Annotated in this window: 12 protein-coding genes; 4 read left to right on the plus strand and 8 right to left on the minus strand. The window is 55.2% G+C overall.

The window, feature by feature from the left end; all coding sequences use genetic code 11:
* Window positions 1-605 precede the first annotated feature (605 nt).
* Both hemL and AYI87_RS07940 read right to left on the minus strand, forming a co-directional pair.
* Window positions 606-1,892, minus strand: a complete 1,287-nt coding sequence (gene hemL, locus AYI87_RS07935) for a glutamate-1-semialdehyde 2,1-aminomutase (RefSeq protein WP_144201058.1) — start codon at window positions 1,890-1,892, stop codon at window positions 606-608.
* Between the two features lie 27 nt (window positions 1,893-1,919).
* Window positions 1,920-2,939, minus strand: coding sequence for an aspartate carbamoyltransferase (locus AYI87_RS07940; RefSeq protein ID WP_011864817.1), 1,020 nt, complete (start codon window positions 2,937-2,939; stop codon window positions 1,920-1,922).
* A gap of 404 nt (window positions 2,940-3,343) precedes the next feature.
* On the opposite strand from AYI87_RS07940, the gene AYI87_RS07945 reads away from it, so the two are divergent.
* On the plus strand, window positions 3,344-3,586 hold the full coding sequence (locus AYI87_RS07945) for a 2TM domain-containing protein (RefSeq protein WP_313955031.1): 243 nt from the start codon (window positions 3,344-3,346) through the stop codon (window positions 3,584-3,586).
* Between the two features lie 83 nt (window positions 3,587-3,669).
* On the opposite strand, the gene AYI87_RS07950 is transcribed toward AYI87_RS07945, so the two are convergent.
* On the minus strand, window positions 3,670-5,379 hold the full coding sequence (locus AYI87_RS07950) for a chloride channel protein (RefSeq protein WP_186300587.1): 1,710 nt from the start codon (window positions 5,377-5,379) through the stop codon (window positions 3,670-3,672).
* Between the two features lie 75 nt (window positions 5,380-5,454).
* Here AYI87_RS07950 and AYI87_RS07955 point away from each other — a divergent pair, with 75 nt between their 5' ends.
* Together AYI87_RS07955 and erpA are read left to right on the plus strand one after the other, a co-directional pair.
* On the plus strand, window positions 5,455-6,372 hold the full coding sequence (locus AYI87_RS07955) for a DUF6776 family protein (protein WP_144201060.1): 918 nt from the start codon (window positions 5,455-5,457) through the stop codon (window positions 6,370-6,372).
* Window positions 6,365-6,715, plus strand: a complete 351-nt coding sequence (gene erpA, locus AYI87_RS07960; RefSeq protein WP_011864821.1) for an iron-sulfur cluster insertion protein ErpA — start codon at window positions 6,365-6,367, stop codon at window positions 6,713-6,715. Before AYI87_RS07955 ends, erpA begins: the two co-directional genes overlap by 8 nt.
* Before the next feature lie 117 nt (window positions 6,716-6,832).
* Here erpA and AYI87_RS07965 read toward each other — a convergent pair whose 3' ends face one another.
* The 4 genes from AYI87_RS07965 to AYI87_RS07980 all read right to left on the minus strand — a co-directional run bounded on the left by AYI87_RS07965 (window position 6,833) and on the right by AYI87_RS07980 (window position 10,537).
* The gene (locus AYI87_RS07965; RefSeq protein ID WP_144201250.1) at window positions 6,833-7,306 is read right to left on the minus strand and encodes a hypothetical protein; all 474 of its coding nucleotides are present in this window, start codon (window positions 7,304-7,306) and stop codon (window positions 6,833-6,835) included.
* 61 nt (window positions 7,307-7,367) lie between these two features.
* Complete coding sequence (locus AYI87_RS07970) at window positions 7,368-7,739, minus strand: DUF2750 domain-containing protein (protein WP_398351021.1); 372 nt, start codon at window positions 7,737-7,739, stop codon at window positions 7,368-7,370.
* A 157-nt stretch (window positions 7,740-7,896) separates the two neighbouring features.
* Window positions 7,897-9,006 (minus strand): anhydro-N-acetylmuramic acid kinase, encoded by a 1,110-nt coding sequence (locus AYI87_RS07975; RefSeq protein ID WP_144201062.1) that lies wholly within the window; start codon window positions 9,004-9,006, stop codon window positions 7,897-7,899.
* Window positions 9,007-9,043: 37 nt separating this feature from the next.
* The gene (locus AYI87_RS07980) at window positions 9,044-10,537 is read right to left on the minus strand and encodes a peptidoglycan DD-metalloendopeptidase family protein (RefSeq protein ID WP_144201064.1); all 1,494 of its coding nucleotides are present in this window, start codon (window positions 10,535-10,537) and stop codon (window positions 9,044-9,046) included.
* A gap of 126 nt (window positions 10,538-10,663) precedes the next feature.
* Between AYI87_RS07980 and tyrS the strand changes: the two genes are divergently transcribed.
* Window positions 10,664-11,860, plus strand: a complete 1,197-nt coding sequence (gene tyrS / locus AYI87_RS07985) for a tyrosine--tRNA ligase (RefSeq protein ID WP_011864826.1) — start codon at window positions 10,664-10,666, stop codon at window positions 11,858-11,860.
* 122 nt (window positions 11,861-11,982) lie between these two features.
* On the opposite strand, the gene AYI87_RS07990 is transcribed toward tyrS, so the two are convergent.
* Window positions 11,983-12,462: a nuclear transport factor 2 family protein gene (locus AYI87_RS07990; protein WP_144201066.1), complete on the minus strand. Its 480-nt coding sequence runs from the start codon at window positions 12,460-12,462 to the stop codon at window positions 11,983-11,985.

Genomic DNA, 12,462 nt, shown 5'->3' on the forward strand with positions numbered 1-12,462 from the left:
ATTTGTTCCTACGGCTGATAGTAAATCCCGTCCGGCAGAGGTGAGACGGCATGATTTACATCAAGGTTTGGTTAAGGTTGTTGTGTTAGGCGGCGATCTGACCATAGGATGGGATAATACGCAAGTGTTACCTTAGTCTAATTTCGCTGAAAAATGCGATCTTGCGCACACCAAGGCATTTGAAATAGCGGAATATTTTTTGATTCCTCAAATCTGTGGTGAAAGCTGCTGAATTCTCGCCTTCGGCTTTACTAGATTTGGGGTATTCCCCTGAATATTGTCATTTATACAAGAGTCTCTACTGGCTGCGGCTGTCAAGTTGGAATAAATTGTTTACGATTGGCGTCCTGCCAGGCGAATCGATGTTTAGCATCTCGAAATTGGTAGATGTGAGGCATGCCGATTTTGGTGAAAAAGCGTGGGGCGAGCACAGGCACTGAGACTAAGGCTTAGGCATTGAGCCAAAGATTTAGGCAAGGAGCAAAGGCCTAGGCTGTGAGCGAAGGCCTGGGCAAGGAGTAAAAGCCGGGCAATAAAAAAGGACGCCTGGGCGTCCTTTTCTGTTTTTCGTTACGATTGCGCGTTCGAATGACTGGCGCTAGCTATTACTTAGCCATGCGGGCGAAGACGCGATCGGCAGCGGCCAGAGTCTCTTCCAGTTCCTTCTCGCCATGTGCCATAGAGAGGAAGCCTGCCTCATAGGCGCTAGGCGCCAGGTAAACGCCCTCGTCCAGCATGCCGTGGTAGAAGGTGCGGAAGGCTTCGGCATCACACTGGGTGACCTGATCGAAGCGGGTGACCTGCTCCAGTTCGGTAAAGAAGAAACCGAACATACCGCCCACATAGTTGATGCTCAGCGGGATACCATGCTTGTTGGCTGCGGCCTTGAAGCCTTCGGCGATACGCTTGGTCTTGGCGGCCAGCTCTTCATACAGACCTTCGGCGCACAGCTCTTCCATCTGTGCTAGACCCGCCGACATGGCGATAGGGTTGCCCGACAGGGTACCTGCCTGATACACAGGACCGGTAGGGGCGATGAACTGCATCACCTCTTTACGGCCACCAAAGGCGCCTACAGGCATACCGCCGCCGATAACCTTACCCAGTGTGGTCAGGTCAGGCGTAATGCCGTAGTGGCCTTGTGCACCGCTCTTAGAGACGCGGAAACCTGTCATTACCTCGTCTATGATCAGCAGGGCACCATACTGGTCACACAGGGCGCGCAGACCTTCCAGGAAGCCTGGAATTGGCGGGATGCAGTTCATGTTGCCGGCAACTGGCTCAAGGATGATACAGGCGATCTCTTCTGGGTACTGTTCAAACAGTGCTTTCACAGATTCCAGCTCGTTGTAAACTGCGGTCAGTGTGTGCTTGGCGAAATCTTCTGGGATACCCGGTGAGCTTGGCTGACCTAGGGTCAGGGCGCCAGAGCCTGCTTTTACCAGCAGACAGTCGGCGTGGCCATGGTAGCAGCCTTCAAACTTGAGGATCTTGTCGCGATTGGTAAAGCCGCGTGCCAGACGGATGGCGCTCATGGTGGCCTCTGTGCCTGAGCTCACCATACGAACCTGCTCCATCGAAGGCACCATCTCGATCACCTTCTCGGCCATTCGCACTTCAAGCTCGGTTGGCGCGCCGAAAGAGAGGCCATTCTCTACCGCGTCCAGTACGGCTTGACGGATCTTTGGATGATTATGACCCAAGATCATCGGGCCCCAAGAGCCAACATAGTCGATATAGGCCTTGCCGTCGGCATCATAGATGTAGGCACCGTCAGCCTTCTCGATGAAACGTGGTGAACCACCCACGCCGTTGAAGGCACGCACGGGTGAGTTAACGCCACCAGGGATAGTTTTCTTAGCCTGCTCAAATAGGGTTTCAGAACGGGTCATTCTAGATCCTTTAAAGTCGTTGCCAGATTAAAAATCGGCTTTTTGTGAATACCAATTTACCGGACATTCGTGCTGTTCAAGCTGTGAATCAACACCTAATGTCAACGCAAACAGCGCCATGCGGATAAGCAATCCGTTGTCTGCCTGTCTGAAGATGGCCAAGTTTGGATGACTGTTGAGGTCATTGTCCAGCTCGTTGGCCTGCTCTCTCGAATCGCGGGGCAGCGGATGCATGATCACTGTATTCGATTTGCAATGCTGTGTGTAAATATTGTGGTTTAAGCGGAACTTACCACGATACTTGTTGGCCTCTTCCTGTGAAGGAAAACGCTCTTCTTGAATACGCGTCAGGTAGAGTATATCAGCCTGATCTAAATTGCCTTCAAGTTGATCTGTTATTGTGATCTTATGCCCAGCATTTTCAATGTCATCGATCACATAGTCTGGCATTGCCAGCTCTTTTGGTGAGATCAGGGTGAAGCTCACATCCTTGTACATGCACAGCAGGCGCGACAGTGAGTGTACCGTGCGGCCAAACTTGAGATCGCCCACCATGGCGATGTGCATGCCGCTGATGCTGCGGCCACCGGCGGCCAGCTCTTTCTGAATGGTGAACAGATCCAGCAGCGCCTGGGTGGGGTGCTCGTTGGGGCCGTCGCCACCGTTGATCACAGGTACTCGGCTGCCCTCGGCAAACTCACGTACCGAATAGGCATCGGGATGACGCATGGCGATCACATCCGAGTAGCTAGATAGCACGCGGGCGGTGTCATACAGAGACTCACCCTTAGAGAGGGATGAGGTGCCTATGCCGACGGTTTCGTTGACCTTGCCGCCCAGCAGGTTGAAGGCGCTGCCGAAGCTGACCCGGGTACGGGTGCTGGGTTCGAAAAACAGATTACCCAGAATCGCGCCGTCGAGTACCGTGGTACGTTTGCGTCTGAGGGCATAGGGAGTCATTCGCGATGCAACGCTAAAGATCTCTTGTACGGCATCTAGATTGAGTTGGTTTACCGAGAGGATGTGTGAACCTTGAAACTGAGTCATCAGCCTTTATTTCCAATTTCGGGGGGCAAAATGGCCGAAGCAGATGGTCATTTCGCCCTAAGTTATGTAGGGTGGCTGAGGCGACACTATACCAGACATAGCGAGGCGGTGGAATAACCCGCCGGGCAAATTTGCGTGTTGGCACAAGCTTTGTTTGGCTAGATCCTGTGAGCCAGATTGGCGCCGAATATAGAGACGAGTAACAGGGACGAGTCGTAGGGAAAAGTAGCGGGTCTGTGTGCCGAACAACTTAGTGTGTCTTGGTCTCAGCTCTATGGCATTGTCATGGTTTAATTCGTTGGAAATAAAGGCGAGTCATGCGCGTGTCGCGCTATTCTCTTGTCTGAGTCGGCAGGCATGTCGTGTTTAAGTCATGCTTAAGTCTCGCATTAGTCGGCTAGGCCATCGAATATGTCAAAGAGCTGAAAGGCTTCTACAGCAACCTGGTAACTATGGCGATCGTCTTGCCGTTACTCTACCTGCTGAATCTGATGATAAGCCCGGGCTATATGTGGGTCTGGTGGGTGGTGCTGGGATGGGGCGGCGGCCTGGTGCTGCACGCCATCTCAGTATTCGAGCCCTTCAGCCTGTTTGGGGCAAGCTGGGAGAAACGCCAGATAGAGAAGCGGCTCAAGCGTAGGCTCTAGCCCAGTCTGTTTTTAGCTGAGGCCCTAAAAGTTAACACCAAATACAGGCGCCAATAAGTTCATTGGCGTTAGGCTGGCGCCTGTTAAATCTGCCCCTGGTTGATCTCTTTTTGCAGCATCACCCAGCTGATCACCCCGACCACATTGTCGCGCTTATCCTGATAGATAAACACCTCGCCGCGACGCTCCTTGGAGAGAATGTCGTAGACCTCCTTCAGGGTGGCGGTATCCACTAAGCCCTCAATGGGGTGACGGGTCAGGGTACTAATCTCCTCGGTGACCTGCAGCTCTATCTGCAACATCTCCATCTGCCCCTGATTGTTCTGCATCAATACAGATCGCCCCTCGGCACGCTTAAGCACCTCCAACAGCAGCTCGTCGTTGTCTTTCACGATAACGAAGCGCTTGTCCATCACGGCGCGCACGCCCTGTTTCTGTAGGCCGAGTTTGACTGAGGAGACCTTATAGTCCAGCCCCATCAGCTCTATCTGTTTGTAGAACAGCGACTTGGTATTGAACGCCTGATGAGCGATCAGGAACGCTGGAATGGTCACGAACATGGACGGCAAGATGATGGCGGCGTTGTTGGTCAGCTCCAGCAGGGCGACCAGGGCCGCCAGGGGCGCGCTGAGGCAGACCCCCATCATGGCCGTCATGCCTATGATGGTGTAGAGGCCCACATAGGGGGTGATGGTGGGAAACAGCATGGCGCTGACCACGGCGAGGATGGCGCCAATTAGCGCGCCTATGCCAAACAGCGGGCCTATGATGCCGCCGGGTATTCCCAGGCCGATGGCGGCGATGGTGGCGATGATTTTGCCCAGCAACAAGCCGACTAGCAGCGCCAGGCTGGGGTGCTCGCTGATGGCGTGGCTGATGGCCAGGTCGCCGCTGCCCAGCGCCTGTGGCAGGAAGAAACCTATGATGGTGGTGATAAGCCCTGCGATGAGCAGACGCAGGATCAGGGGATGCTGCTGCCCCTTGGCGGTAACTTTCAGCAGGGTGTGATTAAACAGGGCGGCGATACAACCCAGGGTGACGCCGCATAGCGCCAGTATGGGATATTGCGACAGGGGAATATGGCTCACCCCTATCTGGTCATATTCATGGATATTGCCAAACACCAGTTGGCTGGAGAGGGCGCCGCAGATGGCCGAGAGCATGATGGGGAAGAAGTAATGCACCTTGTATTCCCGCAGGATCACCTCGAAGACGAAGATAACCGCCGCCAGCGGGGCGTTGAAGGTGGCGGCAATCCCGGCGGCGATGCCACTGGCGCACATGATGCGCACGCTGTTGTCGGGCAGTTTAAACTTCTCTGCCATCACGCTGGCGCTTACCGCACCCAGATGAATGGCCGGGCCCTCACGGCCTACGGAGAAGTTGGTCGCCAGGGCAAACAGCGCTTGAAAGAACTGTCCCGGCGCGGACTGCAGAGGGATCTTACCGTAGTGCAATTTCATCCGCTGCATCACATAGGCGATCCCCATGCGTTTATAGCGCTTGGATCCCAAAACGGCCACAAACCAGATTAAGATCGCCCCCAAAAGTGGCAATAGGACTCGCCAGTCACCTAAGTTGCCAGTAAACTGCCACTCTTGGGTCTGGGTGAGCTGGTTCAGCCACAGCAGCAGAAGTCGAAACAATATGATCACGCCAGAGGCCACCAGGGCGAAGGCGAGGGCGAGGCCACAAAGCTGCACGCTGATCTTGGCCTGGGCCAATTTGTCTTTGAGGTCGGTATTCAGGTATTTCTGGCATTGCTGTATGGCGCTGTTTATTCTGAGCTGCACAGTAACCTTCCGGATCAATCGTTAGTAACGCTTCGCGGGACGAATGAAGAAATTATCATAAGGGGCTAGTACTTAATGCCAAATTATCATCGCTGGGTCGATCGCATGCAAGTGCTCGAACGAAAAATTAGACCTTCGAGCGTTTATCTGTTTTGTTTAGTGATCGTGGCCTTCTTACTCGGCGTGTTGACCTGGGACCTCTGGTCCGCCAATCATTCGGTGACACCGACCCAATCCAATGGCCGCGAGGCCGAGCTACGCCAGGCGCTCAAGGAGCAGGCCGAGGTGCTGGCCTCGCGTAACCTCGAGCTGTCGCTGGAGCGCGAAGCCAACAGTAACATGCAGAAGATGTTTCTCGAGCAGCATCAGAAACAGAAGTCGCTCGACAGAGAGCTGGCCTTCTACCGCAGCATCATGGCGCCAGAGCATCAGGCCGATGGCGTCGCCATCCACGGACTGGAGATGACACCGGGCCTGCTGAACAATCAGTATCAGGTCAAGTTAGTGCTTACTCAGCTGCAGAAGCGTAAGCAGGCGTTGAAGGGCCAGGCCAAGCTTGCCTTCGTCGGTGTGCAGCAGGGCAAGATGGTGACCCTGCCACTTTCATCGCTTACCGATGCCAAGTTTGCATTCAGCTTCCGCTATTTTCAGACCCTCGAGGCGCAGATCACCCTGCCGAGCGATTTCGAGCTGTCTCGGGTCGAGACTGAGGTCATAGTGCCGGCCAGCCGCTGGAGTAAGGGGGCAAAGGCGCAGCAGAGCTTCAGCGCCCAGGAGCTTCTGGCCACGCCAGAGGGTGACACTGACGTAGGCGCCCGCTCAGGCGGCGAGCCCAACGCGGTAGAGGAGCCCCATGGGGAGGAGGGCTACGCCCCCGCCGAGGAGGGCGAAGGTTCACAGATTTCAACAGAGCCACGACTATTACTTGAACAAAATAGTCAGGTATCGGATAATTCCGCTCAGCAAACCGATGTAAGAGGTAGTAATGACTGAACAAGCTGAAGATACAATGCCAATTCGTTTTACCGACGCGGCAGCGGCCAAGGTAAAAACCCTATTGGAGGAAGAGCAAAATGACGCGCTTAAGTTACGTGTGTACGTGACCGGCGGCGGGTGTTCAGGTTTTCAGTATGGCTTTACATTCGATGAGAAGGTCAACGAAGGTGACTTTACCGTTGAGAAACAAGGGGTTCAATTGGTTGTCGATCCAATGAGCCTACAATATCTGGTAGGCGGTGAAGTGGATTACACCTCGGGCCTGGAAGGCTCTCGTTTCTTCGTTAAGAATCCTAACGCCACCACCACCTGTGGTTGTGGTGCCAGCTTCTCGGTTTAGTCCTAATTTCTTAAACCGAAAGCCGTGATGACGCCATTGAGCGCATAAAGAAAAAGCCAGCTATGCTGGCTTTTTTGTATCTGTGTTCTTTATGACTCTAGCTAGGTTGGCCACGGCTTATTTCATGATATTCATGCTGTTCTTGATATGGCAGTAGGCCTTTACCTTAGGAGTGAAGGCAATCCATACCTGCACCACGGCCAGCAGTATCAGCACAGTGAACACTAACCAATCTGGCAGCTTGCCCTGCCAATCGCCCAGGTGAAAGGTCGAGGGACCGGCCACCAGGTTGTCAGGGTCGTATAAGATCACCGGCAGCAGGCTCACCAAGCCGAGCTGTATGATGGTGTAACCCCTTAGCATATAGAGTCCGGCCTTCTGGCGGCCCAGCACGGCAATCACCATCAGCAGGGTCAACATGCAAAACAGCACGCCTTGCTTGGCCATCAGGCCGCTGACGGAGGCCAGGGTCAGCAGAAGCAGCAGGGCCAGCAGACGCTTGGGCAGCTTATCCTTCACCGGTTGCTGGCTAGCGGCTTTTGTGAGTTCAGCGGCTTGTGCCTTGTCAGCCTGGCCGTTTGTCTCAGTCATCTCTGGCATCGACACCTTGTTCTCTTCCATTGTCTGAACCGAAAGTCTTAATGGCGGCCGATTAGTGACGCGGCTTAGGCGTCAGGCGCTGTTCAAGCTCATAGGGTGGGATCACCACGCCTAGATCGTCCTGTACCGGGAACACGGCGACAAACAGGTCATCGTCCTGCATGCCTGGTACCCAACGCTCCAGCCACTCGTCCAGCGGGATAGCCAGTGGGATGCAGTCGGCCCAGTCGTCGACGGCCCACTGCTTGGCGGATTCTTCACATGGCCACATTGGGATGCAGTCTTCATCTTCTGTGGTCAGCATGACGCAGCCATCGACATCCTGTAGGGTCCATAGGGTCTTGGTGGCCTTGGCTTGTTCGACGAGGTAGTCGTAACGGGCCTCTGGGGTCATCTGGCTGGCTTGTTGTGCACTCTTGGTCATTGCGGTCTCTTTCATCAATTAGTGGCTAGGCCGATTGGCCGCCATGATAGCAATCTGCGCCGCCCTAGGCTAACAGTTTTGTCCCTGAGATGGGCGGTGCAAAGCGCCTTGGATAGTGTTAGTTGTCGTGATCAGTTGCCTTACTCAGACGGCTTACTCAGTTGCCGGGGAAGAGGCCGCCGAGCACGGTTTCCCGGCTGGCGCCCGTGACGGCCGGCAGGTTGCCCGGCAGCCCAAGCTTGTGGCGCATGGCGAGCCAGGCGAAAGCGATGCCTTCTACCCACTGAGGATCGACCCCTAGGCTGGCGGTGGTATGCACCTGATAGCCGGGCAGCAGCGCCGCCAGACGTGCTAGCAGCTCTGTGTTAAAGGCGCCGCCACCGCAGACGTAGAGCTCGGCCTTATCGGTGAGCTTGAGGCAGTCGTTGGCTATGCTGTGGCAGGTGAGATCCAGCAGGGTGGACTGAATATCCGCCTCGTGCAGATAGCCGAAATCTGCGGTCTGCTGCTCCAGCCAGGCCTGGTTAAACAGCTCGCGTCCCGTGCTCTTGGGGGCGCTGAGGGAGAAATAGGAGTGGGACAGCATCTGCTTGAGCAGCTGCTCGTCTGTCTTGCCACTGGCCGCCCAGGCGCCGTCCCTGTCAAAAGCCTCGCCCTGGACCTGCTTTATCCAGGTGTCTATCAGGGTATTGCCCGGACCGTTATCGAAACCAACTACAGCGCTGGCATCCCCCGGCAGATAGGTGATGTTGGAGATGCCGCCTATGTTAAGGATCATCCGCTGGTGGCCGGCTCTCGCAAACAGCTGCTGGTGAAAGGCGGGCACCAAAGGCGCGCCCTGACCGCCCAGGGCGATATCTTTGCGGCGAAAGTCGGCGATAACATCTATGCCCGTGAGGGTGGCTATGGTGTTGGGGTCGCCAATCTGCAGGGTAAAACCCAGCTCCAGGTTGGGCATGTGGCGCACCGTCTGGCCGTGGCTGCCGATGGCCATGATCTGATGTCTGTCGACGCCGCTCTTGGTCAGCAGGCCCTCCACCGCCTGGGCAAACAGCTTGCCGACGCTGCGGTCCAGTATGCCCATGCGGTTGATCTCGTCCGATCCCGACTGACACAGGCGTTGCAGGCCGCTCAGCAGATGGCTGGGCAGCGGCTCGGTATGGGTATCGACCAAGGTGATCTTATCGTCGGTGAAGTCGACCAATACCGCGTCGACGCCATCCATGCTAGTGCCCGACATCAGGCCGATATAGTAATGTTTGCTCATCTAGGTGTCCTGGGGTCTGTTGACCCAAAAGAGAGACTCACTGGGAGGCCAATTGCACTTGCTTGTTCTGTTCAAGTTTAGCCATCAATTGCTTACTGAGGGCGAGGAAGCTGGATTTTTCCTTGCTGTCTATGGGCAGAGATTGCGGCAGCTTGACCGTGCGCGGGTTACGGTGCACGCCGTTAACGATAAATTCGTAATGCAGGTGGGCACCTGTGACGCGGCCGGTCGAGCCCAGGGTGCCGATGATCTGCCCCTGTTTCACCGTCTGGCCCTGCTTGACCTTACGTTTCTTGAGGTGGAGATACTTGGTTGTATAGGTCTCATTATGTTTGATGAAGACATAGTTACCATTGTATTGGTTGTAGCCGGATTTGATCACCCGTCCTTTACCCGCGGCCTTGATGGGGGTGCCGACGGCGGCCACATAGTCTACGCCGCGGTGGGCCTTGACCTGACCCGTGACCGGGTGCAGGCGGCGCGGGTTGAAGCTGGAGCTGACATACTTGAAGTCCACCGGCGAGCGCAGGAAGGCCTTGCGCATACTACGGCCCTCGTCGGAATAGTAGTTACCGTCCTTGTAGCGCACCGCCGTGTAGCGATCGCCCTGGTTATAGAACTCGGCGGCCAGGATATTGCCGTTACGCAGGAACTCGCCGTCGGCGTACTCCTCTTCAAACAGGATGGCGAAGTTATCACCCTGGCGCAGATCCAGGGCAAAGTCGATATCCCAGCCGAAGATGGTGGCCAGCTGCATGATCTGGTTGGGCGTTAAGCCCGCGCCGACGCCGGCGTTCCAGAAGTTGCTGCTGATGGTGGCGCTGGCAAACTTGGTGCGGTTCTCCACCGTCTTCTTGATGATCTCTTCGCTGTAGCCCTTATCGTCCTTGCAGATCTTCAGGGTCGAGATGGGGTCAAGATGATAGACCACCCGCTTGAGCTGACCGGCATCGTCCTTGACGATAATGATCTCTTCGCCGGGCATGATCTTCAAAAGGTTCTTCTTGGCCTTGGGGAGCTGAGTGATCTCATACACGTCACGGGCCGTGAGTCCGGCGCGTTTAAACAGGGCGGCCAGGGTGTCGCCGCTACGCACGGTAAACTCCTCGCTGCTCTCCCTTTCCTCTTCAGGCTCGGCGACGACAGGGTTGTCGGTGACCTGGGTCAGGGCGCTCTCATTTAGGTCTAGGCTTCCATTAAGGTCGAGATTGCCGTTAAGGTCTAAGCTGCCGCTCTCCTGGGTATTGCGGGCGATCTCATCGGCGCTGGGGGGCTCGGGCGTGCGAAAGGCGAGGGGCACAGGATAGGCATAGCCGTTTGTCTTGGTGTCGTTCGCAGCGTTTTCGCCTGATGCGCCGCTACCTTGTTCGCCAAGGCGAATCTTACCCGTTAGCGAGGTGTTGGTTGAACGGGAGGCCTCGGCATCGTCGGAGGGGAGAAATATCACGCCTATGGTGATCATCACTAAGACACTCAATATGATTTGATGCAATCTGGGTAATAGTTTTAAGAGTGTGATGATCTTTCCCATTGACTCCGATACCAATTTCTAACACTTAAGCCGATCCTGTTAGTGTACACTCTTTCATTTGTGCTGGCTAACAAGTAACATTAGTCCCCATTATTTACCTATCGGCTCTTAGGAGTAGCTGCCAAGATGGCTAATTTAGACCAAGCATTAGCAGAAATTAAACGTGGTACCGACGAGATCTTGCTCGAATCGGATCTGCTGGAAAAATTAAAAGAGGGACGTCCTCTGCGCATCAAGTTGGGGGCCGACCCAACCGCGCCGGATATTCATCTTGGCCATACTGTGATCCTCAATAAGATGCGTGCCTTCCAGGAGCTGGGACACGAAGTGATCTTCCTGATCGGCGACTTCACCGGCATGGTGGGTGACCCGAGTGGTAAGAACAGCACGCGTCCGCCGCTGACACGCGAGCAGGTGCTGGCAAACGCCGAAACCTACAAGGAACAGGTTTACAAGATCCTGGATCCGGCCAAGACCCGCATCGAGTTTAACTCGAGCTGGTTAGAGGAGCTGGGCGCGGCGGGCATGATCCGCTTGGCCTCACAGCAGACAGTTGCTCGTATGATGGAACGTGACGACTTTAAGAAGCGCTATGCTTCGGGTCAGTCGATCGCCATCCACGAATTTATGTACCCACTGCTACAGGGCTATGACTCAGTTGCGCTGGAAGCCGACGTCGAGCTTGGCGGCACGGATCAGAAGTTCAACCTGCTGATGGGCCGTGAGCTACAAAAGGCCGCGGGTCAGAAGCCACAGGCGGTGATCATGATGCCGCTGCTGGAAGGTTTGGACGGCGTGAAGAAGATGTCTAAGTCGGCCAACAACTATATTGGCGTCAGCGAGCCAGCTGGTGAGATGTTTGGTAAGATCATGTCTATCTCTGATGACCTGATGTGGCGCTACTTCGAGCTGCTCTCTTTCCGTCCACTGGAAGAGATCGCTCAGCTTAAGAGCGACGTCGACAACGGCACTAACCCAAGAGATGTGAAGATCGCTCTGGCGAAAGAGATCATCGCCCGTTTCCACGACGAGGCGGCAGCCGAGGCGGCGCATCAGGAGTTTATCAATCGCTTCCAGAAGGGCGCGATCCCAGATGATATCCAGGAGATCGAGATTGCCGCCGGTGACGGTATCGGCATCGCCAACGTGCTTAAAGATGCAGGCCTGGTCAGCTCGACCTCTGAGGCGATGCGTATGATCAAGCAGGGCGCGGCTAAGCTGGATGGCGACAAGATTGAAGACAGTCGTCTAGTGCTTAACGCCGGCATGACGGGCGTGTTCCAGGTGGGTAAGCGCAAGTTTGCCAAGATCACCCTGGTGTAAAGATTTACCGTCGAATCATTTCAATAGGCCTGCTTAATGCAGGCCTATTTTATGCCTGTTGGAAAGTTGGAAAGCTTGGGACTAAGAGAGCTTGAAAGTGGCTAGCGTTAGGTTAGACCTGCTTACTGGGTGGCGAGCTGATCCTGCATGGTCTGATAGTCCATCAGATCTTCATGCTCCTTCACCCTGTGGTTGGCCAGATCCAGTTTGACCGTGGTCACCCCGGGGATCGCCAGCTCGATCACCTTGCCCGGCTTGCCAAACAGGCTGCCGGGACCGCGATAGTGATAGTTGCCTATCATCACCACCAGTGAGCCCGAGTTGTACATGTGTTCTATGTTGAAGTCGTATTCCAGCACGCCGCGGTGGGCGCGCTCGAAAAACTCTATGATGTCGCGTCTTCCCGTGTAGGTCTTGCTGGCGGTGCGATCCTTAAACACGCTGTCGCGGTTGTAGAAGGAGGCCAGGGTGCGGTAGTCATGATCCGTCAGCGCTTGAATATACTTGATCGCCATCTGCTGCTCGGCGGGCATATCGCCGGGTGCCGCCTGGGTAGCCAGGGGCAGAATCATCAGAATGCTAACTAAAAACTGCTTGATCAT

It is taken from the genome of Shewanella sp. KCT, from assembly GCF_007636505.1.
In the GTDB taxonomy this organism is placed as follows: Bacteria; Pseudomonadota; Gammaproteobacteria; order Enterobacterales; family Shewanellaceae; genus Shewanella; species Shewanella halotolerans.